This window comes from Erwinia piriflorinigrans CFBP 5888, from assembly GCF_001050515.1.
Classification (GTDB): Bacteria; Pseudomonadota; Gammaproteobacteria; order Enterobacterales; family Enterobacteriaceae; genus Erwinia; species Erwinia piriflorinigrans.
The window spans coordinates 210,262-233,398 of record NZ_CAHS01000014.1 but is presented as its reverse complement, the minus strand read 5'-3'; the positions used below and the strand labels follow the sequence as shown (position 1 = coordinate 233,398).

Below are 23,137 nucleotides of genomic sequence, written 5' to 3'. Positions count from 1 at the left end.
CGGAGGCCCTGCATATGCGGGGCTTTATTTTTGCCGCAACAAAAATTTGTTAGACTAGGCCCCGGTCAACAAGGGTGAGGCAAGACAGTGCAGTTTAATGGCAAAGAAATAGCGCGAGATGCGCAAGGTTATCTGAAATCCACGACAGACTGGAGTGAAGGTCTGGCTCTGCAACTGGCGGCAGAAGAGGCGATTGAACTGAGCGAAGCTCACTGGGAAGTTGTTCATTTCGTCAGGGCATTTTATCTGGAGTTTAATACCTCTCCTGCCGTGCGCATGTTGGTCAAAGCGATGGCACAGAAGTATGGCGAGGAAAAAGGCAATAGCCGCTATCTTTTTCGTCTTTTCCCCAAGGGGCCGGCCAAACAGGCAACGAAAATCGCCGGCCTGCCGAAACCCGTTAAGTGTCTGTAGTGCTTAGCCCGTAATGAATCCCTGTGGGAAATGTGCGGGATGCCAGGGCTCAACCAGCACCTTATCAGCACGCGCGCCGCAGGGGCCACCGGCTTTCAACCATGTCAGCAGTGACTCTACCTGCTGCGCTTCTCCGCAGGCACCGACCTCGACACTGCCATCATCCAGGTTTATTGCATAACCACACACATCATGCTTGTGCGCTTCAAGCCGGGTACTGTAGCGAAACCCCACGCCTTGCACCCGACCGTGCACCCACGCACGAACACAGATGATTGCCATTTTCCCTCCACTGACCAAGACTCATTGCTTTTTTACCGATGGCACCGGACAATATCGTCTGATTTTCTTAGATTAAGCATAGCAAAACATGACCGTTCGTTTAATTCTTACCAAAGGACGTGAAAAATCCTTACTTCGTCGTCATCCGTGGGTGTTCTCCGGTGCCGTTGCCCGTATGGAAGGTAAGGCCCAGCCGGGAGAAACTATTGATGTTTGTGACAGCCAGGGTAAATGGCTGGCGCGTGCAGCCTGGTCTCCTTCATCCCAGATCCGCGCCCGTGTCTGGAGCTGGCAGCAGGATGAATCGATAGATATCGACTTTTTCGTACGCCGACTCAACGCCGCACAACAGCTGCGCGACTGGCTGGCGCAGCGAGACAATCTGGATAGCTATCGCCTGATCGCCGGTGAATCTGATGGACTACCGGGGATCACTATCGACCGTTTCGGTAACTACTTGGTGTTGCAGCTGTTATCTGCCGGTGCAGAGTACCAGCGCGCGGCGCTCATCACTGCGCTGCAACAGTGCTACCCTGATTGCGCAATTTACGATCGCTCTGATGTCAGCGTGCGCAAGAAAGAGGGACTGGAACTCACTCAGGGCGTCGTGCTGGGTGAGGCGCCACCGCCTCTTCTGCCCATTACCGAGCACGGTATGAAGCTGCTGGTGGATATTCAGACCGGACATAAAACCGGCTATTACCTCGATCAGCGTGACAGCCGTGTAGCAACCCGTCGCTATGCTCAGGGCCGCCGCGTGTTGAACTGTTTCTCCTACACCGGCGGCTTCGCCGTATCTGCCCTTATGGGCAACTGCAAAGAGGTCATCAGTGTTGATACCTCGCAGGCGGCGCTGGATGTCGCGCGTCAAAATGTTGAACTTAACGGGTTGGATGTCAGTAAAGCTCATTTTCAGCGTGATGACGTTTTCAAGCTGCTGCGCCGCTACCGTGATGAGGGTGAAAAGTTCGATTTGATTATTATGGACCCGCCAAAATTCGTGGAAAACAAAAATCAGCTGATGGGAGCCTGCCGGGGTTATAAGGATATCAATATGCTGGCAATGCAGTTACTGAACCCAGGTGGGATGCTGCTGACTTTCTCCTGCTCCGGCCTGATGGCGACCGAACTGTTCCAGAAAATCCTTGCGGATGCGGCCGTCGATGCTCAGCGGGATGTGCAGTTTATCGAACAGTTCCGACAAGCCGCCGATCACCCGGTGATTAGCAGCTACCCGGAAGGGATGTATCTGAAAGGTTTTGCCTGCCACGTCATTTGACTTGAAAACGTCGTTACCGCCTCCATATAGACCTAAGTACAAGGTTTATTCGGAGGTTACGATGATTGCCAGCAAATTTGGTCTTGGACAACAGGTACGCCATCAGCTACTCGGCTTTCTGGGCGTGATCGTTGATGTTGATCCGGAATATTCATTAGAAGACACGGAAATAGACGATATTGCCGCCGGTGAATCGCTGCGAGGTGCTCCGTGGTATCACGTTGTGATGGAAGATGATGACGGCCAGACGGTGCAAACCTACCTGGCTGAAGCTCAGCTGTCATGGGAAATTCCAGGAGAGCATCCTGAGCAACCCTCAATGGATGAACTTGCAGCCTCTGTTCGCCAGCAGCTTCAGGCGCCAAGATTAAGAAACTGAATAGCCCCGCCCTGTGCGGGGTGTTTTACTGTTGTTTCTCCAGCCCCAAACGCGGGATCTCAATTTTGGGACAGCGATCCATCACAACCTGTAAACCCGACTCTTTCGCTAACACTGCCGCCTGATCATTGAGCACGCCAATTTGTAGCCATAATGCCTTGGCATGAATGGCTATTGCCTCCTGCGCCACTTCCCATGCCGCATCCGATTGACGAAAAACGTCGACCATATCAATCTCCACAGGAATATCTGCCAGTGCAGCATAAACAGTCTGCCCCTGAAGTGTTTTTCCGGCCAGTTTCGGACTGACAGGGATAACCTGATAACCCTGTGTTAGCAGGTATGCCATCACCTGATAACTTGGACGTGCGGGGTTGTCACTGGCCCCCACCAATGCAATCGTTTTTGTCGACAACAGAATGTCAGCGATAGTTTTATCATTCATTTTAGCCCCCTGTTTCAAACCGCTTATGAACTCTCATTGTGGCAAACCCGACGAGATGAAAAATAACATTTAGCCTGTTTACGACTCGTAGCACAAATAAGTATGTTCAAATGTTAATATGCTGCCATACTGAAAGACTTTGATACACTCGTATCAGTCCCCTATTTGTCCCACTTTGGAGTAACAATGAAGCTGCGTATGGCCATCACCGCGCTACTGGCAATGCTGGTGGCAGCAAACTCACTGGCGACAACGCTGAAATTGTCTGTTGATATTAACCTCCTGGTTCTGGATGGCCATAAAATTTCGGGTTCGCTGCTGAAAGGAGCGGATGGGCTGGAGCTGGAACGTGGTGAGCATCAGTTATTATTTCAGGTAGAGAAAAAAGTTAAAAATTCCGCGCAGGCCACCATAAACTGGAAATCATCACCGCAAATTGTCACCTTTACGGCCCGCAGCGCTTCAGTGGTCATCAACCTACCGGAATTAAAAACGCTGCATCAGGCCAAACATTTCGACAGCAAACCTCAGTTCACCCTGATGAATGAACAGGGCACTGAAGTCGATGCCAGGCGCGATCGCTTAGCGACCGGGGCGCAGAGTGGTTTCGAGCAGGCGATGCTGATCTACAATATGTCGGGCAAAGTGGCATCGGTGCCACGCTTTTCGAAAACGCTGCCGATGAAAGCTCCGGCGGGCAATATCCCCGACATAACCAGCAGTCTTCAGCCTGAACACCCCGTGCTGCGCCTGTGGTTTCTTCAGGTTGATACCGCCACGCGTCAACGCCTGATTATGGTGATGAACGCCCTGCATACCAGTTGATATCTGTGTGGTTGCGGGACTACACTTAACCTTCTGTTTGCTCATTCCTTTTTGCCCTATCCAGCTAACCAGGATCTCTGAATGGATCAGACTACCCGCACCATCCAGGCACAAAAACACATCGCGCTGGTGGCTCATGACCACTGCAAAACCTCTTTGATACAGTGGGTTGATATTCACAAAGAAAAGCTTCAGCATCACACCCTCTACGCCACCGGCACGACAGGCAATCTGGTCCAGCGCACCACCGGCCTGGCCGTTACCGCCATGATGAGCGGCCCGATGGGCGGTGACCAGCAGGTAGGTGCGCTGATTTCAGAAGGCCGCATCGACCTGCTCATTTTCTTTTGGGATCCGCTCAACGCCGTGCCGCACGATCCTGATGTTAAGGCCCTTCTGCGTCTCGCGACAGTATGGAACATACCGGTCGCCACCAATCTCGCCACCGCCGACTTTATTATCCAATCGCCGCTGTTTGACCAGCCGATGGAAATCGCGATCCCAGATTATCAGCGCTATCTGCAAGAACGTTTAAAATAATGCATCACTACAGAGTCGTGTCAGGGTTTGCGCAGTGTTGGCACGCCCTGTTTACTCAACTCCGCGACAAAGACCGAAGGCGCATCACCGTCATACAACAGCCATACCTGCTGCCGGGCGCGAGTCATCGCGACATAAGCCAGCCTGCGCTCTTCGGCATGCGGAAAATCCTCGGGGATCGGTAGCAGTGCGTCTTCCATCACCGACTCTCTCGCCTCTGCGGGGAAGCCATCCTTACCCTCCGAAAGTCCCAGCACAATCACATAATCCGCCTGTTGGCCCTTGCTGGCATGGACCGTCATAAATTCGATGTTTAACTTCGGCCAGCGGGTTGCAGCTTTATTCAGCACCTCTGGGCGCAAATGGTGATATCGCGACAGCAGCAAAATCCGTTCATCGGGTGTAGCGTATCCACTGATTTTGTTCAGTAACGGCTCCAGCTGCTCCTCCGGTAGCAATGAAATCGACTTTTTATTTCCTTTACTAAGGCCGTTGAGCGGTTTTTTTAGTTGAGCAGGGTTGGCCTGTATAAACGTGTTGGCCACTTCGCCAATGCGTTGGTTAAAGCGGTAGGTGGTATCCAGCACACAGCGGTCGCCTGCGCCAAAATAATGATGGAAGGAGGTGGTTAACGCCATTTCAGCACCACTGAAACGGTAGATGGCCTGCCAGTCATCGCCAACGGCAAACAGTGAGGTTTTCGTATTCTGTCGACGTAATGCCGTAAGGAGTGCCGCACGTTGTGGTGAGATATCCTGAAACTCATCCACCAGGATATGCTTCCACGGGCTGATAAAACGCCCCTTATCCAGAAGGTTTACCGCCTGATGAATCAATCCGGCGAAATCGGTAGCCCCCTCTTCTTTCAGTGCGCCTTTCCACGCCTTCATTAAAGGAGCCATTAATTTTACGCGTTTAGTGAAAAGCACCCGTATCTCTTCCGGGGCTGACTCGATCATCTGCGCCTGAGCGCCCCCGTGCATACGCATTAATCCTAACCAGCGCTCCAGACGACTGGCAAGCCGGCGCGCAAGCCGATCGTCTTGCCAAAAAGTACCGTCAGGCACGTCCCAATCAAGCTCGTCAGTCAGCCATTGACGCCAGCCGTTTGCCTGGGCTTTCTTCTCACTACATTGCTGACGCCAAACCTTAATCAGCAGTGCCTGCCGGGTGTCACTATCGGTTTCCAGCTTGCTGATAGCTGGGGATTTATTGCTACTTTGTTGAATGATATGCAGCGCCAGCGCATGAAATGTTCGTGCCTGGATTTCATCCGTCCCCAGACGTGCCCGAATACGCTCGTTCATCTCATCTGCGGCCTTGCGACCAAATGCCAGTAATAAAACCTGATCGGCACTAGCCTGCTTGCGCATCATCAACCAGCCGGCACGCGCCACCAGTACCGACGTTTTACCACTGCCTGCCCCCGCCAACACCAGCACAGCCTCTTCACCATTAACCACCGCCCGCGCCTGGGAGACATTTAGCGGCGAGGGTTCAACCTGTGTAAAGAAGTCGGCATGTTGTTCCAGCATACGCTCCGTCCATTCGGCGTTGCGTTTGCTACGCTGGCATTCACCATCGTTGAGCCATTTCAGGCAGAATTGATAGGCTTCGCGGCAGTTGTCAAATTCATCAAGCCGTTCGACCGGCAGCGGTAGACGCTCAAAAGCCTGGTGAATTGCCCGCTGCCAGCCAGCCATATCGCCACGCGACAGCCAGCGGTCCTGTCGTTCAGCCTGACCAATTTGATGCTCCTGCTCGGCAAGCACCGTGGCGGAAACATCACTCATTTCACTGCTCCACTGGTGCCATAACTGGCTGAGATGGTGGTAGAAGCGCTGAGTTTCATTCCATTCGGTGCCATGAAGACGCACGACCTTACCGTCTGGTAACGTGAACTCCAGTTCCCCCCAAACCAGTCCTCGTTTACATTTGATCGCATGCAGCTGGTTGAAAGGGATCATATATTTATGCTTTTCACCGCTGACCTCGATGCCTGCGGTCAGCAGCCGCACCCGATTGTAAGGGTGCTGCGCCAGATGTTTGCCCAACGATGTCGCTTTCAGTTCCATTCCGATGCCCTGGCTGCGGTTAATTTAATCATCAAACAGTTTAACTGGTTGCAGTATACCTCTACCGCGCCTGAACGAGGTACAATCAATAAATTAGACCATTTTAAAGAGGAATCTCCTGCCATGCGCACAGTATTGAATGTTCTGAATTTTGTGTTGGGTGGTTTTATCACCACTCTCGGCTGGCTGCTGGCAACGGTTGTCACCATCATCTTCATCTTTACCTTACCGCTCACGCGTTCTTGCTGGGAAATTACCAAACTGTCTTTGGTTCCTTACGGTAACGAAGCAGTACACGTTGATGAGTTAAATCCCACGGGTAAAAATGCATTGCTGAACTCCGGCGGGACTTTGCTGAACATTCTCTGGCTGGTTTTTTTCGGTTGGTGGCTATGCGTTACGCACATAATGGCGGGTATTGCGCAGTGCTTAACCATCATCGGTATACCTGTGGGTATCGCCAATTTCAAAATTGCCACCATCGCACTGTGGCCAGTGGGTCGCCGCGTCGTGTCGGTTGAGGTAGCGCGGGCAGCGCGTGAGGCCAATGCCCGTGCGCGTTTTCGTTGAATAACCACGATGATGTTTGACAACTTGCGCCAGCGCGCTTTTAACAGTGCCTGGCTCTACAATATTCGTATTACCCTGGCACTGGCTGGAACCACCCTTATGCCCTGGTGGTTGCATCAGATTACATGGACTATTCCCCTGACCCTGGGGGTGGTAGCAGCTGCACTGACCGATCTGGACGACCGCCTGAGTGGCAGACTGCGTAATCTTATTATTACGCTGATCTGTTTCTGTATTGCTTCCGTTTCGGTTGAGCTGTTATTCCCCCATCCCTGGCTGTTTATCGCCGGGCTTGCTGTGTCCAGCTGGGGGTTTATTTTGCTTGGAGCCCTCGGCCCACGCTATGCCACCATCGCGTTCGGCGCACTGCTGATCGCTATCTATACCATGCTGGGAATTAACCTGTTCCCTCAGTGGTATCTGCAACCTGCCCTGCTACTGCTGGGTGCCATTTGGTATAATCTGCTAACGTTGGCCGGGCATCTGTTATTCCCTATCCGCCCGCTCCAAGAGAGCATATCACGCTGCTTTTCCCAGCTGGCAGGTTACCTGGAAGCCAAGGCCAACCTGTTTGACCCCGACCTGGGAGAGGACGATCGTCAAACGCTGGTTGATATGGCAATGGCCAATAGCCAGCTGGTTACACAATTGAATCAGGCTAAAGCCTCGATCCAGTCGCGGTTGCGGGGTGACCGTGGCCAACGTGGCACTCGCCGCACTCTTCACTATTATTTCGTTGCACAGGATATCCATGAGCGGGCCAGCTCATCCCATGTCCAGTATCAGGTGCTGCGTGAAACATGGGGAACAAGCGATATCCTGTTTCGCTTTCAGCGCCTGCTGACGCTACAGGCCCAAGCCTGCCACCAGCTTTCGCGCACCATTCTGCGACGCGAAACTTATCATCATAGCGCTCATTTTGAGAGAGTCTTTGCCAATTTGCAGGCTGCCCTGCATCGCCTGATGAGCAAGCAGCCCGGCGGCCCTGAAGTTAAAGCAATGAATTACCTGTTGAACAATTTAAAAGCCATTGATGCCCAGCTGGCAACCATCGAATCCGAGCAGATTCTGGCCGAGGCGAACACACAGCAGAACCATACGCTGTCCAATGAGGGTCTGACGGGTTGGAGTGATATCCGTCTGCGCCTCAGCCGTCATCTTAGTCCGGAGTCACCGCTGTTTCGTCATGCGACACGACTTTCACTTTTGCTGTGTACGGGTTATGCGTTGATACAAATCACCGGCCTTCAGCACGGGTATTGGATATTGTTGACCAGCTTGTTTGTCTGCCAACCAAACTACAGCGCCACCCGTCGTCGCCTTGCGCTGCGCATCATTGGCACCCTGGCGGGGATTGCGCTGGGATTACCCCTACTATGGCTGGTGCCTTCGGTTGAAGGTCAACTGATATTAATCGTTGCCTCCGGCGTGCTGTTCTTCGCATTCCGCCACGTTCAGTATGCACATGCCACGATGTTCATCACCCTGCTGGTGTTATTATGTTTCAATCTGCTCGGCGAAGGTTTCGAAGTGGCATTACCGCGAATTGTAGATACGCTTATCGGCTGCGGCATCGCCTGGCTGGCGGTGACGTTTATCTGGCCTGACTGGCGCTTTCGGCGGCTTACGGCTGTGGCCGATCGCACGTTGAAGGCAAACTGCCGTTATCTGGAGGCGGTTCGGCTGCAATATCACCAGGGCAAGGATAACCGTCTGGATTATCGTATTGCACGACGCGATGCCCACAATGGTGATGCAGAGCTAGCCTCAGTAGTATCCAATTTGTCGGTAGAGAACAAAACAGATCGGGCTGTGCGTGATGAGGCTTTCCGACTGCTATGCCTCAATCATTCATTTCTCAGCTACATATCTGCGCTGGGAGCGCACCGTGAAAAGCTGGAAAATGACGCTCTGCTGCGACTGATGGATGATGCCGTAAGCTATGTCAACAATATCCTGAACTTAGCAAATGCAGATGATAGCAAAGCGAAAAAGATGATGGATAACCTGGCAGCATGCCTTCAGCAGAGCGAAGCTGATACAGAAACGAAAGAGCCACTGGTTCTACAGCAGATGGGTCTGCTGGTGGCTCTTTTACCAGAGATTGCCCGACTAAAAAGCGATCTCTCTTTGCACGACTAGTTCCCTGAATGCATTATATTTTCCTCCTGCTGACCGTAACGGCTAAACCAGCTGCGCAGCTCTTCCTTTACTGCCAGTGGCAGCACTTCGTAGTGCTGCCCGGCAATGGCCCCCTGTAGTGCAAGCAAAACGGTTAGTCCCACATGTTTATTACATGCGTGCAACCGGAGCCAACAGCTCTTAGCCCCTTGCTCTTTCAGCATCTCGATACTGGAAACACCTACCTGACGCAACAGCATTTCCATACGAATGCCGATATTGGGTAAATCCTTAAGTCTCCGGTTTTTTCGCCGTTCCTGCTGCTGTTTTTGCGCTCCCAGCAGACAGATCTGTGAGAACGAAAGTAACAGGTCGTCATCAGACCACAGTGACCGATCAACTCGGTAATAATTAAGATCCACCGACACGCCACGTTTATTCAGACTTAAAGCTTCCATTTTGCGTTCTGTGATATAAGGCTGTATCTGCTCACAGGCCCGCAGATAGAGTTCACCTTCCGCCACTACCGCAAAAACGGTTTCCCCCACAGACAGGGAATAACCTCCAAACTGAGTCCGTGATTTGACCTCGCCAAGCTGGGCCAACCGCTGTTTAGCTTCTTCTGTCTTACGTCTTGAACTGTCCATGATCTCTCCCTGTATCGATTAGAAAATTCGTCTTTATCTCTCTGAATTAGAGAGTTAAAAAGTATGCAATCTTGATTAAGGGTTCAATGAAAAATTCACGTCTGGCCGGTTTACATTATGATTTTGCGAGATGCTACGAAAAAACATTCGGCGGCTGTGAAATATTTTGGTAGCTCGCGCAATATCGGCAAAGCTATTTATTCATTCATCTGTCGGCAGAAGAAAGTTGTTATCTGCCCGCTGCTTAAAATTCGCATGCAGGCACGCCCAACCCGATACAGCCTGATCATGATGAGTGAGGTGTGATTGACATAATGAATTTTCGACTCGGCGTACAGCAAGATTGAGGTTGATCTTTGCTCAATAGCACTATACTGTATATCCATACAGTCAACTGGTGGGCGAAGACATTATGCGTACTCATTCATTAAAAACTCAATCTGTTAAACGCACTCAGCACGTTTCCACACCGGCGATCATTTCACCTGTTTGTGCCAACGGCTTAATTAGCGAACTGATTTATAATGAGGATCATCCCGGTATGACTCAGCTACTGCTGCTGCCACTATTGCAGCAACTGGGTACGCAGTCTCGCTGGCAGTTATGGTTAACACCACAACAAAAACTTAGCCGTGACTGGTTACTGCGTTCTGGCCTTCCCTTGGATAAAGTGATGCAGTCTCCTTGTTGCGACACCATCACCACGGTAGAAGCGATGATCAAAGCATTACAGACAGGGAACTATAGTGTCGTTTTAGGTTGGCTGGCAGACGAAATATCTGTATCAGAACGCCAGCGTTTGCAGCAGGCGGCGAAGTCCGGCCAGGCATTGGGGCTGATTATGCGTTCTGAATGCCGTGTTTTACCCTCGTCAAGACCTCTGAATGGGTTAAAAATTCAATCAAGTTTGTATCATTAAGTAAAAACGAGAATTTTCCTAAATTTTTTTTTCAACAAGCCCTCTTCATGCAACAAATTTAGTCTGGGCGCGGCGTAACAACGATTTAGTGACCCCACGTGACTCCTTTTTTAGCAAAAAATTCACCCTCAAATGTTAAATTTTATGTCTGAAGCCTCTTTTTTTTACCGAGCATCGTCACATCGCACTTGTAAGTTTGCTGGTACGTTGTAGACTTTAGCTCGCCAGGGTGCTCAATAACCTCCATTTTTTGGAAGAGTCATAATCGAGCTTTACAACCCGGCGAAGGATTAAACCAAAGAGCTAATTTTAAGCTCATTGCCTATTTGGATGATAACGAGGCGCAAAAATGAAAAAGACAGCTATCGCAATTGCAGTGGCACTGGCTGGCTTCGCTACCGTAGCGCAGGCCGCCCCTAAAGATGACACCTGGTACACCGGTGGTAAGCTGGGTTGGTCTCAGTACCATGATACTGGTTACTACGGTAACGGTTACCAAAACAACGATGGCCCAACCCACGAAAGCCAACTGGGTGCTGGTGCATTCCTTGGTTATCAGGCTAATCAATACCTCGGTTTCGAGCTGGGTTATGACTGGCTGGGCCGTATGCCTAACAAAGGCAACGAAACCAACGGTGCTTTCAAGGCACAGGGCGTTCAGCTGGCAGCTAAGTTAAGCTACCCAATTGCTGACGATCTGGACGTGTACACCCGTCTGGGTGGTATGGTATGGCGCGCTGACGCAACTCAGACCAACCCAACCTACGGCCGCATCAGTAACCACGACACCGGTGTTTCTCCACTGGCAGCCGTTGGTGTTGAATATGCACTGACCAAAAACTGGGCAACCCGTCTGGACTACCAGTGGGTTAACAACATCGGTGATGCAGGTACCGTTGGTACGCGTCCTGATAACTCAATGCTGAGCGTTGGCGTTTCCTACCGTTTCGGTCAGGATGACGTAGCACCAGTTGTTGCTCCGGCTCCAGCTCCAGCTCCAGTTGTTGAAACCAAGCGTTTCACTCTGAAATCTGACGTGCTGTTCACTTTCAACAAAGCTTCTCTGAAGCCAGAAGGTCAGCAGGCTCTGGATCAGCTGTACACCCAGCTGAGCAATCTGGATCCTAAAGATGGTTCTGTTGTTGTTCTGGGCTACACTGACCGTATCGGTTCAGAGCAGTACAACCAGAAACTGTCAGAGAAACGTGCTCAGTCTGTAGTGGATTACCTCGTTTCTAAAGGCATCCCTGCTAACAAGATCTCTGCACGTGGCGAGGGTAAATCTAACCCTGTTACTGGCAACACCTGTGACAGCGTGAAGGCTCGTAAAGCTCTGATCGACTGCCTGGGTCCAGACCGTCGTGTAGAAATCGAAGTTAAAGGCATCAAGGACGTTGTGACTCAGCCACAGGCTTAAGTCGCTCCGCTTTGAAAAAACCCCGCTCATGCGGGGTTTTTTATTGCCTAAGCAAACGCACTACAGCACATTCACCATCCGTTTTTGCTCTAAGATTTACCGAGGATAGCCTGTAAGTCGTGCTTCAATGACGACATTTGGTTGGCATATTGCTCTTTACGCTCTGCATCTTCAATGAGCTGCACGATTGTTTCAGATAGCGTACTGTCTCGCCGTTGAGCCAGCGCAGCCAGGCGCTGCCACACCAAATATTCCAAATCTATTGATTTTTTGCGGGTGTGCTGATGCTCTGCATTGAAATGGCGCTTACGCCGCGCACGAATAGTCTGCTTCATACGGTTTTCCAGCATCGGATTGATGTGCAGATTTATCCACTGCAACACATCAACCGGCCGATTCTCCATAAGTAGCAGTTCATCGACGACGGCCTGGGCCGCACTTGACTCGATATAGCGCGTGATCAATTCACCTTCCCGGTGTTTTTTGACCAGGTATTTCCATTTCCAGCCGCTTTCAAGATTTTCCAGTTGCTGATATTTCATCGGGATCTCATGCTGACCATATAACAGTTTAAGAATAACAGTTTTTTTTCATGTGGCCGCAAAGAAAACAGATCCCAGCAGATGATTGTGCAATCAGAACAGTGCTAAGCGCATGTGTACGGTGCTTAACGGGCTGAAATCGCGTATAATGCCGCTTTTATTCATTTCAGAAAATACGATAACTTTGACCAACTACCGATTAGAGTGGCGCGCCCTACAGCCCGATACCGAACGTTTTCAGCATCTGCCCCTGACGGCACCTGCTGCCGATTCAGGTTGCCTTGCGGTCGTGCAGGCACGGCTATGCAACGGCCTGAATCTGTTACTGCAAACCCGGGCTAAAGTACCGCTGATGCTGGTCAAAAGTCCTGAGAGCCCCACATACCTTTCTTTGCTGCAGAATATAGTTTCTGCAATGGCAGAAGAAAATCAAGACGGTGCGGCGATGCTGTACGGTGGCCGCTACCAGGTTACAGAGCGCGAGGTAAGCTGGCATGCGGCGCAAGCAGCAGGGGATAACTTCGCCAGCGAGGGAGGGGTGCATCAGGCTGGCTGGATCGAACCTGAGCAGCTTTTTGGCTGCGTGCGCATCCATCATTCAACCCTGGCCCTTTCACCTGGTTTAGTGCATCAAGCCAATGGCGGGGTGCTGATCCTTTCTCTGCGCACCCTGCTTGCCCAGCCGTTAATGTGGCTGCGCCTGAAACAAATCATGGTTAATCAGCGATTTGAGTGGCATTCACAGGACGAAACCCGCCCGCTGCCGCTGGACATTCCGTCAATGCCGATGCAGTTTCGACTGGTTCTGATCGGTGAGCGCGATGCCCTGGCTGATTTCCAGGATATGGAACCTGAACTGGCCAACGTGTCACTGTACAGCGAGTTCGAAGATAATATTCAGCTGGTCGATGATGAAGATATCAACCACTGGCGGATATGGGTACAGAGCGTCGCAGAAAGTCTGGACTGCCCTGCCCCGGCTACCGATTTCTGGCCCGTATTAATCCGCGAAGCCGCGCGTTATACCGGCGACCAGGATACGCTTCCGCTGGATCCTGAATGGATCGGACGCCAGCTTCAGGACGCCGCGCTATACAGTGAGGACTCCGCGCTGAGTGCGCAAAACCTACAGGACGCCCTGAGCACGCGTGAATGGCGTGAGGGCTTCCTGTCAGACAGGATGCGCGACGAAATTCTACAGGAACAAATCCTGATTGAAACTGAAGGCGAAATGATTGGTCAGATTAACGCCCTGTCAGTGTTGGAGTTTCCCGGCCATCCGCGCGCATTTGGTGAACCTTCGCGTATCAGCTGTGTGGTGCACGCGGGTGATGGTGAATTCACGGATGTAGAGCGTAAGGCCGAGCTAGGCGGAAATATTCATGCAAAAGGCATGATGATCATGCAGTCCTGGCTAATGGCCGAGTTAGAGCTTGAGCAACAGCTGCCGTTTTCAGCCTCACTGGTATTTGAACAATCTTATTCAGAAGTCGACGGCGACAGCGCCTCGCTTGCCGAGCTCTGTGCGCTTATCAGCGCCCTTGCGTTGCAGCCGATCAACCAGCAGATTGCGGTGACCGGCTCCGTCGATCAGTTCGGTCGCGTACAGCCGGTAGGCGGAGTGAATGAAAAAATTGAAGGTTTCTTCCACATCTGTAACCTGCGCACGCTTAACGGCAATCAGGGCGTCATCATCCCGGCGGCCAACGTTCGTCATCTTTCCTTACAGCAAGACGTTGTCGATGCTGTGCGCGACGGTAAATTCCATCTTTGGGCGGTATCCAGCGTTGATGAAGCCCTGCCGCTTTTGACCGGCAAAGAGTGGCATAAGGAGCAAGGAGCTTGCCTGCTCCAGGCGATACAAGAGCGCATAGCGCAAATTACCTTGCAGGATGCCCGGCACCGTCCCTGGCCTCTGCGCTGGCTAAACTGGTTTAATCGAAGCTAATCGGACTTGTTCAGCTTACAGCTGTAAGCTAGAATCCGAAATTCACTTAAAGAAGGCTTATTGAGAATATGGTTGATAAACGCGAATCCTATACAAAAGAAGATCTGATTGCTTCAGGTCGCAGTGAACTGTTCGGTGCAGGAGGCCCACCATTGCCATCCGGCAATATGTTAATGATGGACCGCGTTGTTAAAATGACCGAAGACGGCGGCAAATATGACAAAGGCTTTGTTGAAGCTGAGCTGGATATCAACCCGGACCTGTGGTTCTTCTCCTGCCATTTCATCGGCGATCCGGTGATGCCTGGCTGCCTGGGGCTTGATGCCATGTGGCAGCTGGTTGGTTTCTACCTGGGCTGGTTGGGTGGAGAAGGTAAAGGTCGCGCGCTGGGCGTTGGTGAAGTGAAATTCTCTGGCCAGGTGCTACCAACGGCGAAAAAAGTTTCCTATCGAATTCATTTCAAACGCGTTATCAACCGTAAGCTGGTAATGGGCGTGGCAGATGGTGAAGTTCTGGTAGATGGCGAAGTGATTTACACCGCTAGCGACCTGAAAGTGGGTCTGTTCAAAGACACCGCCGCCTTCTGATAAACGTTTTCCGCATAGCCGACATATGAGAACCTCCGCCGTGGCGGAGGTTTTTCCTTTTCAGTGAACAGGTGTTACGCGGTAACCGTCCTGTCCTCCATGGCTTGTCGCCAACCTCCCAACCAGTGAGATCGAGCCTCCAGCATTTGATAAGGGCACATCTCTTTTGAACGCCCGGTAATGCCTGCGTGATAACCTCGTGAATGTGCCCGATCAAGACGATCTCGTTTCTGTCTCTTCATGCCGCGTTTCCCTCATTTTAGTCTGGTGGAATCTGGTGGAAAGAAAACAGTGGTTACTTTACGAGCAACCACGATTAAATTTTTACCGCGACTGACAACAAAAATCAATGAGAAAATGTCACGAGAGTGTCATATTTGTGAGCCAGCCTAAACTTTTCTTTTTCCGTTGCGACAAAATAAAAAATTATAACCCTATGATTTATAAAAAAACCTTTGACCGTGCAACCGCTCGAGTTGCAATAATCAAAGGTTTAGCCGGTCTTAATCTATAGGTTATTTATTGTTCGCAATCATCGTGTTAGCAACCTGCCCTGCGACCTGTTGCCAGCCGACAGCCAGCGTTCTAACCAGAGCATCATAGCCATCTTCTTTCTGCGGCAGTGCTAGCACAAATGGCTGCTTGAACAATTTACCGTCAACTTCCAGCATCCACTCACCGCTGACGACGGCATGACCGTCATAACGGCCGTGGAAGCCGCTCACGGTAACGTTTAGCGTGTCATGCTGCTGGCCAGGCGGCGTGGAGGAAATGAGCGCCTGCGGCAACGCGGCACTGAGGTTGCTTACCAGCGTTTGCTGCAACTGCTGATCCAGCGGACTGGCCCACTGATTATTCGCGGCGATAACGTACTGGACATCATTACTTTGATAAACCACACCGCTACCTGCCAGATAATCCGGCACCGTGACTCGCTCAACCCAAAGCGGCCGGGAGAGCGCCGAACTGCTGCTGACGGCAGCGCCGGGCGCGGCCATCGGTAGCTGGTAGTAGACGCTTTGTGGGGTACTGCTACAGGCGCTCAGCGTCAGGGCAAGAGCGACAGGGATCCATTTCATCATTATTTCGCCCTCTTCGGCTGTGGGTCTTGACCCGGTTTGGCTTCAAACACCAGCGCATTACTTTTGCTATTAAGCGTCTTCAGTACCGGCTGCAATTCGCGCAAGACCTGATCAAGGCGCTGCATATCACCGACCATCTTGCTGTAGGCTGGCGATCCCGGCTGGAAGCCCTTCATGCTGCGGTTAAGCTCGCGTAAGGTGCTTTGCATATCAGCAGGCAGCTCTTTCATCGACTGGCTTGATGTCAGCTGGTTAAGATTATCCAGCGTTTTTTGCATCTCACGCAGCGTGCGCTGGCTTTCCTTCAGTGTTCCTGCCGCTTCATTCAGCAGTGGATTAAGCGGAAGACGATTAATCTTGTCCAGTGACTCCATCAACTTCTGCTGAATTTGTGCCAGCCCCCCACTAACGGTCGGGATCACGCTGTAATTTGCAAAGGTCGCCGGGTCGGACACCGGTTTGGCATTATTGTAGAAATCCAGATCGATATATAATGCCCCAGTCAGCAGATTGGCAGACTTCAGCGAGGCGCGCAGACCGGCAGCGACTCCATCTTTCAAATGCCTTTCAAAGTTGAAATCGTTGCCCAGCTGCGACTGGAAACGATCGGGCTCGATGCGGATCAGTACCGGAATACGATAATCATTATTCAGACGCTGTGCGATCCCCGGCATGGTGAACGGGACATCCGCAACAGTACCGAGGCGGATGCCACGGAATTCAACCGGTGCGCCTTTTTGCAGACCACGGATAGAATCGTTGAAGAACAGCAGGAAATCTTTATGTACGCTGTACAACGAATCCTGAATACTGCGCTGGTCGTTGAACAAGCGATATTCCGATTTGTTTTCTGCGGGCGTGCCCAAGTCCCATCCGGATGGAATGTCAAAACTCACGCCGCCGCTAAACAGCGTGGTGAGCGATCCCATTTCGACGCGCATACCTGAAGCCGACATATCTACCGCAATGCCGCTGTCTTTCCAGAAACGGACATTATTGGTCACAAGACGATCGTAGGGGGCTGTAATAAACAGCTGATAGGTCATCATGCGTTTATCTGCATCAAAAGCGCTGGTTTCAACCGAACCCACTCGATACCCACGGAACAGCACCGGGTCGCCCGCTCTCAGCTGCCCGGCTTTTTCACTGTCGAGAGTGATGCGAATGCCTTTAGCATCGGGTGGAGCCAGCGGCGGCGTATCCAACAGAGCATAGCGCTCTGCTTTTTCGCCTTTAGCTCCCGGCTGCAACTCAATGTAGGCTCCCGAAAGCAGCGTACCCAGCCCGGTTACCCCTTCAGTGCCTATCGCCGGTTTCACTACCCAGAACGCGCTGTCTGCGCTCAGCAGTTTTTCCATACCGGAATTGAGCCGTGCCTTAATCTCAACATGGTGCAAATCGTCAGTCAGCACGGCACTTTCCACCGTCCCGACATCAACACTGCGGCTTTTGATCTTGGTTTTGCCGCCTTCGATCCCTTCAGCATTGGTGGTAATCAGGGTAACCATCGGCCCCTGATGGCTAAAGTGGTAAAAAATAATCCATGCTCCGATCAGCACAGTCACAATGGGGATGATCCACACGGGTGACCAGCGCTTAATCTGTTCAACTCTGGCTGTTCCGTCGTTATTGTCCGTCACTTGCAGGCTCCTCAGTACTCTTTTCTCTTGCCCGGTCCCAGGTGAGACGGGGATCAAACGTCATAGCGGCAAACATTGTCAAGATAACCACCAGCGCAAATAATAGTGCCCCGATAGCAGGATAGATATTCATCAATCTTCCGATACGAACCAGTGCTGACAACACGGCAATAACGAATACGTCAATCATCGACCAGCGCCCGACAAACTCCACTACTTCATAAATTTTGTGCATGCGTTCACTGTCTTTCCTGTTGCTTTTCTGGCCGTTAGCATCCCAACATAACCAGCCAATGGCGATCATTTTCAACGATGGAACCATGATACTGGCGATAAAAATCACCAATGCCACCGGATAAGATCCTTCGCTCCACAACAGGATCACACCAGCCATAATCGTTGAGGTGATTTTATTGCCTAGCGCCTCGGTGATCATAATGGGCATCAGATTAGCGGGGATATAGAGCAATACAGAGGTCAGAAGTAATGCCAGCGTCCACTGTAAGCTATGTTTACGTCGAGGATGACCGCGTGTGGCACAACGCGGGCAAACGACCGCATCGCCCGGCAGCACCGCCGTGCAACAGCGACATGAACGCAATCCCTGGCGCAAGCCGCTCACCGCAGGCTTTGGCTTAAAGGGAAGAAGTGGCATCGGGGCGATGCGCAACCACAAGCTGCGGCGATCGATACACTGAAACGCCCGGAGTTGCAGGATACAAAACAGGCACCACGGGATAAAGCTGGTGCCGATACCAATATCGCCGTAGGCCATCAGCTTAACAAAACTCACCAGAACACCGGCGAGGAAAATCTCCGCCATCCCCCAGCTTTTCAGATGAAACAGTACCCGCGCCATACCACGCTTCAGCGGCTGCGGCATCTGTGCCGAATTAACCAGCAGCAGGATCGTCAGCATACAGAAAGCAGGAACGCCCTGAACAAAGAGCAAAAACATCGTGGCCAGGCTGCTGTAGTTGTCGCTAACCATCACTCTGGGTATACGTATCAGGGTGATTTCACTGCTCAGGCCAGCGACCTGCATATTGATAAAAGGAAACAAATTTGCCAGCAACAGCATGAACAGTGCCGCTAACGCGTAGGCAGTTGGCCGCTTGCGCGGCTCAACCCAATTTGACTGTAGCGTGGTGTGACAACGCGGGCAGCTTGCCTTACTGCCCGGCCGGATATCGGGCAACTGTGTCATCAGGTCACACTGCGGACAAAGCATCCATTGATGCGTGTGGTGCGACGAACACATATTCAACCCTCAGTCTGACTAACCGCCGTTTTGTAACGACTCCAGATATTCCCAACGTTCGAAAGCAACTTCCAGCTCCTGCTCGGACTGCGCCAGTGCATCCAGCACCGGTTGAGTAACGTCGTGGGGCTGATTGAAGAAGTTCGCATCAGCAACCTGTGACTGATAAGACCCCAACTTAGCCTCTAACTCTTCCATCTTTTTCGGCAGCTGCTCCAGCTCGCGCTGCAAATTATAGCTTAACTTGGCAGCCGGTTTTTTTACCGCTTCCTGCCTGGCGCTGGTCTGAGGCGCTGCGTTACTGCTGCCTTTGGCTACCGCACGATTCTCTTTCCACGCCCGGCGTTGCAGCTGGGCATCATGATAACCGCCGACAAAGGCACCGATATCACCGTTACCGTCGAAAATCCAGCATTCGGTCACGGTATTATCAACAAACTGACGATCGTGGCTCACCAGTAGCACCGTACCCTGGTAGCCGTCAATTAATTCTTCAAGCAGTTCAAGCGTTTCCACGTCGAGGTCGTTGGTCGGCTCATCAAGGATCAACAGGTTGCTTGGTTTTAAAAACAGTCGAGCCAGCAACAGGCGGTTACGCTCACCGCCGGACAGCGCACGCACCGGCGTCATCGCGCGTTTCGGATGGAACAAGAACTCTTGCAGATAACCCAGAACGTGGCGCGGCTTACCGTTCACCATCACTTCCTGTTTACCTTCCGCCAGGTTGTCCATCACCGTGCGATCCGGGTCCAGTTCGGCGCGGTGCTGGTCGAAATAAGCCACTTCGAGCTTAGTACCGATGTGCACCCGTCCGCTGTCAGCTTTTAACTGATCGAGCATCAGTTTAAGCAGCGTGGTTTTCCCACAGCCGTTGGGGCCAATCAGCGCAATTTTATCGCCCCGTTGCACCTGACGTGAGAAGTCACGCACCAGCTGTTTTCCGGCAATGCCGTAGCTGACGTTTTCCAGTTCAAAGACAATCTTGCCGGAGCGGCTCGCTTCTTCAACCTGCATGTTGGCTTTGCCCATCACTTCACGACGCTCCGAGCGCTCACGACGTAATGCCTTTAGCGCACGCACACGGCCTTCGTTACGGGTACGACGCGCCTTAATGCCCTGGCGTATCCACACTTCTTCCTGTGCCAGCTTGCGGTCGAATTCAGCGTTTTGCATCTCTTCAACGCGCAGCGCCTCTTCTTTGCTGGTCAGGTAGAGATCGTAATCCCCCGGCCAGGAGACCAGTTTGCCACGGTCGAGATCGACAATACGCGTCGCCATATTGCGGATAAACGATCGGTCATGCGAGATAAAGATAATGCTGCCCTGGAAGGTTTTGAGGAAGGTCTCCAGCCAGTCAATGGTTTCAATATCAAGGTGGTTGGTCGGCTCATCAAGCATCAGCACCTTTGGATTGCTGACCAGTGCGCGCCCGAGCGCCGCCTTACGCAGCCAGCCGCCGGAGAGTGACGACAGCTGCGCGTCACCGTCAAGGCCAATCTGTTTCAGCACGTCATCAATACGGCTTTCCAGCTGCCACAGATTCTGGTGATCCAAAATCGTCTGTAGCCGCGCCATCTCATTGAGGTTTTTGTCACTCGGATCTTCCATCACCAGATGGGAGATCGCGTGATAAGCCTTGAGATGCTCCGCCTGTTCTTCAACGCCTTCGGCGACAAAGTCATACACTGAACCCTGCACGTTACGCGGCGGGTCCTGCTGTAGGCGCGCAACGATCAGATCCTGCTCATAAATGATGCGCCCGTCATCCAGCGGCTGTTCGCGGTTGATGATTTTCATCAGGGTGGATTTACCCGCCCCGTTACGCCCGACCAGACAGACACGTTCGTTTTCTTCGATATGCAGTTCGGTGTTATCTAATAACGGCGCATCGCTGAATGAGAGATAAGCGCCGTGAATACTAATGAGTGACATAAAACTTTATTCCTTACCGGCGTGAGTAATCAGCCAGCAGTTATGAATGTGACGGTTACGGGCGAAATCCTGCGACTGCGTTTTGGCGGTGATCTCGTTGGCCACCAGGCCCAGAGCTTCCATTCCGGCGAAGTCCATTTTGAAACCGCGTTTATTGTTAGAGAACATCACAGTGCCATTTTTCCGCAGCAGACGCTTCAAATCCTTCATCAAATCAAGATGATCGCGTTGGACATCAAAGCTTTCATCCATACGTTTGGAGTTTGAGAATGTCGGTGGATCGATAAAAATCAGGTCAAACTGCTCGTCAGCGTCGCGCAGCCAGCTTAGGCAATCAGCCTGCATCAGGCGGTGCTGACGCCCGGAGAGACCGTTCAGACGCATATTGCGCTCGGCCCACTCCAGATAAGTGCGCGACATATCAATGGTGGTGGTGCTGCGTGCGCCGCCCAACCCGGCATGCACGCTGGCGCTACCGGTGTAGGCAAACAGGTTGAGGAAATCTTTGCCCTTGCTCATTTGCCCCAGCATTTTACGCGCGATGCGATGGTCGAGGAAGACGCCAGTATCGAGATAATCGGTCAGATTAACCCATAATTTCGCGTTATACTCCGAGACTTCGAAGAAATCACCCTTTTCACCCAACTTCTGGTACTGACTTTTCCCTTTCTGTTTCTCACGGGTTTTCAGCACCAGCTTATTCGCGGGCAGATCCAAAACGCTAAGCGTGGCAGAAATGACATCAAACAGGCGCTGACGCGCTTTCGCCGGGTCAATTGTCTTCGGCGGTGCGTACTCCTGGATCACCACCCAGTCAGCATAACGATCGACCGCCACATTATAATCTGGTAGATCTGCATCATATACGCGATAACTTTCTATTCCTTCCTGACGCGCCCACTTGTCCAGTTTTTTAACATTTTTACGCAGGCGGTTGGCATAATCTTCCGCAAGTTGCCCTGCCGGAGCGCCCGTAGGATTCTCCGCCAGCTGGTAATTTTTCTGTACGCAGTCCAGAGGACCATTTTTCGCTTTAAACTGACGCTCGGCGCGCAGCTGCAGGCAGCTTAATAACTCCGGAGAGGCGCTGAACAAGGAGAGATTCCAACCGCCGAAATGGGTCTTCATGATACGCCCCAGCTGGCCGTGCAGGGCAATCAGCGCAGGCTCACTGTCCAGTCGTTCACCGTAAGGAGGGTTACTCAACACGGTGCCGACCGGGCCTTGCGCCAGCGGATTAGTCAGTTTTAATACATCTTGGGTGGTGAAGCCGATCAGGTCAGCGAGCCCGGCGTTACGGGCGTTGATACGCGCACGTTCGATAACGCGGGTATCGTTATCGTAGCCGAAGAAGCGCGACGGTGTTGCCAGAGTCCCCTGACGTGCACGTTCGTGGGCTTCACGCGTGACGTCACTCCATAACGACGGGTCGAACTTGCTCCAGCCGGTAAATCCCCAGTGTTTACGCTGTAACCCCGGCGCACGATCGGCAGCAATCATCGCCGCTTCTATCAGCAGCGTGCCGGATCCGCACATCGGGTCGACCAGCGGCGTACCGGCCTGCCAGCCTGAACGTAACACGATGGCGGCAGCCAGATTCTCTTTCAGCGGGGCCTGCCCGGTCTGTTGGCGATAGCCGCGCTGGTGCAGGCCGTCACCGCTAAGATCCAGGGCAATACTGGCGGTATCTTTATTCAGCCAGACGTTAATGCGGATATCCGCCTGATCGCGATCGACATTCGGACGCGGCAAATTTTTACGCGTAAAGCTGTCGACGATGGCATCTTTAACCTTCAATGCACCGTACTGGCTGTTACGGATCACCTCATTCAGGCCGCTGAAATGCACCACGAAGGTCTTGTCGCTGCTAAACATCGCTGGCCAGTCAATGGCCTGCACGCCAAGATAGAGGTCGAGGTCGCTGTAAACCGAACATTCGGTTAACGGCAACAGGATGCGTGAGGCCAGACGGCTCCACATCAAACTTTGATACATCAGACGATCGCTGACCTGATAATGTACGCCGCCCTGAACGATCTGACAGCCTTCCGCTCCCAGCGTTTCCAGTTCATTTTTTAACAGCTCTTCGAGCCCACGCGCCGTACTGGCAAACAGAGAATTCATAGCTTCACTTATCGTCATCATAAAATTGCTGCGCATTATAGCTAATCATGGCTTCATGTCATAAAGTTAGCATCTTTTACTGCATAAATGCCTGTCAAGAACGGCGCA

At 52.0% G+C, this 23,137-nt stretch carries 22 protein-coding genes; 11 read left to right on the top strand and 11 right to left on the bottom strand.

The genetic code is table 11. From position 1 onward, the window contains the following. Positions 1–87: 87 nt before the first annotated feature. Positions 88–414, top strand: a complete 327-nt coding sequence (tusE, locus tag EPIR_RS07175) for a sulfurtransferase TusE (protein WP_023654668.1) — start codon at positions 88–90, stop codon at positions 412–414. Between the two features lie 3 nt (positions 415–417). Here tusE and yccX read toward each other — a convergent pair whose 3' ends face one another. Continuing rightward, entirely contained in the window at positions 418–696 is a 279-nt protein-coding gene (gene yccX, locus EPIR_RS07170; RefSeq protein ID WP_023654667.1) for an acylphosphatase, read from the bottom strand. 88 nt (positions 697–784) lie between these two features. Here yccX and rlmI point away from each other — a divergent pair, with 88 nt between their 5' ends. Together rlmI and hspQ are read left to right on the top strand one after the other, a co-directional pair. Continuing rightward, on the top strand, positions 785–1,975 hold the full coding sequence (gene rlmI / locus EPIR_RS07165) for a 23S rRNA (cytosine(1962)-C(5))-methyltransferase RlmI (protein ID WP_023654666.1): 1,191 nt from the start codon (positions 785–787) through the stop codon (positions 1,973–1,975). Positions 1,976–2,036: 61 nt separating this feature from the next. Further along, a complete protein-coding gene (gene hspQ, locus EPIR_RS07160; RefSeq protein WP_023654665.1) occupies positions 2,037–2,354 on the top strand; it encodes a heat shock protein HspQ in 318 nt (105 codons plus the stop codon). Between the two features lie 25 nt (positions 2,355–2,379). Here the strand turns inward: hspQ and EPIR_RS07155 are convergent, their stop codons facing one another. Further along, positions 2,380–2,799: a CoA-binding protein gene (locus EPIR_RS07155; RefSeq protein ID WP_023654664.1), complete on the bottom strand. Its 420-nt coding sequence runs from the start codon at positions 2,797–2,799 to the stop codon at positions 2,380–2,382. Between the two features lie 186 nt (positions 2,800–2,985). Between EPIR_RS07155 and EPIR_RS07150 the strand changes: the two genes are divergently transcribed. Beyond that, on the top strand, positions 2,986–3,624 hold the full coding sequence (locus tag EPIR_RS07150; RefSeq protein ID WP_023654663.1) for a YccT family protein: 639 nt from the start codon (positions 2,986–2,988) through the stop codon (positions 3,622–3,624). Between the two features lie 81 nt (positions 3,625–3,705). Next, entirely contained in the window at positions 3,706–4,164 is a 459-nt protein-coding gene (locus tag EPIR_RS07145) for a methylglyoxal synthase (RefSeq protein WP_023654662.1), read from the top strand. A gap of 20 nt (positions 4,165–4,184) precedes the next feature. Here EPIR_RS07145 and helD read toward each other — a convergent pair whose 3' ends face one another. After that, entirely contained in the window at positions 4,185–6,239 is a 2,055-nt protein-coding gene (gene helD / locus EPIR_RS07140; RefSeq protein ID WP_023654661.1) for a DNA helicase IV, read from the bottom strand. Positions 6,240–6,362: 123 nt separating this feature from the next. On the opposite strand from helD, the gene EPIR_RS07135 reads away from it, so the two are divergent. After that, complete coding sequence (locus tag EPIR_RS07135) at positions 6,363–6,809, top strand: YccF domain-containing protein (protein WP_048697077.1); 447 nt, start codon at positions 6,363–6,365, stop codon at positions 6,807–6,809. Positions 6,810–6,818: 9 nt separating this feature from the next. Further along, positions 6,819–8,951 (top strand): YccS family putative transporter, encoded by a 2,133-nt coding sequence (gene yccS, locus EPIR_RS07130; RefSeq protein WP_023654659.1) that lies wholly within the window; start codon positions 6,819–6,821, stop codon positions 8,949–8,951. Here yccS and EPIR_RS07125 read toward each other — a convergent pair. Beyond that, positions 8,948–9,577, bottom strand: coding sequence for a TfoX/Sxy family DNA transformation protein (locus EPIR_RS07125; protein WP_023654658.1), 630 nt, complete (start codon positions 9,575–9,577; stop codon positions 8,948–8,950). The two genes, yccS and EPIR_RS07125, sit on opposite strands and share 4 nt — an antisense overlap. Before the next feature lie 412 nt (positions 9,578–9,989). On the opposite strand from EPIR_RS07125, the gene sulA reads away from it, so the two are divergent. Together sulA and ompA are read left to right on the top strand one after the other, a co-directional pair. Next, positions 9,990–10,496: an SOS-induced cell division inhibitor SulA gene (gene sulA, locus EPIR_RS07115; RefSeq protein WP_023654656.1), complete on the top strand. Its 507-nt coding sequence runs from the start codon at positions 9,990–9,992 to the stop codon at positions 10,494–10,496. A 349-nt stretch (positions 10,497–10,845) separates the two neighbouring features. Next, positions 10,846–11,913, top strand: a complete 1,068-nt coding sequence (gene ompA / locus EPIR_RS07110; RefSeq protein ID WP_023654655.1) for a porin OmpA — start codon at positions 10,846–10,848, stop codon at positions 11,911–11,913. A gap of 89 nt (positions 11,914–12,002) precedes the next feature. Here ompA and matP read toward each other — a convergent pair whose 3' ends face one another. Beyond that, on the bottom strand, positions 12,003–12,455 hold the full coding sequence (gene matP / locus EPIR_RS07105) for a macrodomain Ter protein MatP (protein ID WP_023654654.1): 453 nt from the start codon (positions 12,453–12,455) through the stop codon (positions 12,003–12,005). A gap of 112 nt (positions 12,456–12,567) precedes the next feature. On the opposite strand from matP, the gene EPIR_RS07100 reads away from it, so the two are divergent. Continuing rightward, complete coding sequence (locus EPIR_RS07100) at positions 12,568–14,403, top strand: AAA family ATPase (protein WP_023654653.1); 1,836 nt, start codon at positions 12,568–12,570, stop codon at positions 14,401–14,403. A gap of 68 nt (positions 14,404–14,471) precedes the next feature. Then, positions 14,472–14,990 (top strand): bifunctional 3-hydroxydecanoyl-ACP dehydratase/trans-2-decenoyl-ACP isomerase, encoded by a 519-nt coding sequence (gene fabA / locus EPIR_RS07095; RefSeq protein ID WP_012441823.1) that lies wholly within the window; start codon positions 14,472–14,474, stop codon positions 14,988–14,990. Positions 14,991–15,064: 74 nt separating this feature from the next. Here the strand turns inward: fabA and rmf are convergent, their stop codons facing one another. The 6 genes from rmf to rlmKL all read right to left on the bottom strand — a co-directional run bounded on the left by rmf (position 15,065) and on the right by rlmKL (position 23,029). Beyond that, entirely contained in the window at positions 15,065–15,232 is a 168-nt protein-coding gene (rmf, locus tag EPIR_RS18165; protein WP_023654652.1) for a ribosome modulation factor, read from the bottom strand. Positions 15,233–15,505: 273 nt separating this feature from the next. Next, positions 15,506–16,072, bottom strand: coding sequence for a membrane integrity-associated transporter subunit PqiC (gene pqiC / locus EPIR_RS07090; RefSeq protein WP_023654651.1), 567 nt, complete (start codon positions 16,070–16,072; stop codon positions 15,506–15,508). Next, positions 16,072–17,712, bottom strand: a complete 1,641-nt coding sequence (pqiB, locus tag EPIR_RS07085) for an intermembrane transport protein PqiB (RefSeq protein WP_023654650.1) — start codon at positions 17,710–17,712, stop codon at positions 16,072–16,074. The genes pqiC and pqiB overlap by 1 nt, the downstream gene beginning before the upstream one ends. Then, positions 17,699–18,973: a membrane integrity-associated transporter subunit PqiA gene (gene pqiA, locus EPIR_RS07080; RefSeq protein WP_023654649.1), complete on the bottom strand. Its 1,275-nt coding sequence runs from the start codon at positions 18,971–18,973 to the stop codon at positions 17,699–17,701. Before pqiA ends, pqiB begins: the two co-directional genes overlap by 14 nt. A gap of 18 nt (positions 18,974–18,991) precedes the next feature. Next, positions 18,992–20,905: an ABC transporter ATP-binding protein gene (locus EPIR_RS07075; protein WP_023654648.1), complete on the bottom strand. Its 1,914-nt coding sequence runs from the start codon at positions 20,903–20,905 to the stop codon at positions 18,992–18,994. A gap of 6 nt (positions 20,906–20,911) precedes the next feature. Continuing rightward, positions 20,912–23,029: a bifunctional 23S rRNA (guanine(2069)-N(7))-methyltransferase RlmK/23S rRNA (guanine(2445)-N(2))-methyltransferase RlmL gene (gene rlmKL / locus EPIR_RS07070; RefSeq protein ID WP_023654647.1), complete on the bottom strand. Its 2,118-nt coding sequence runs from the start codon at positions 23,027–23,029 to the stop codon at positions 20,912–20,914. Positions 23,030–23,137 lie beyond the last annotated feature (108 nt).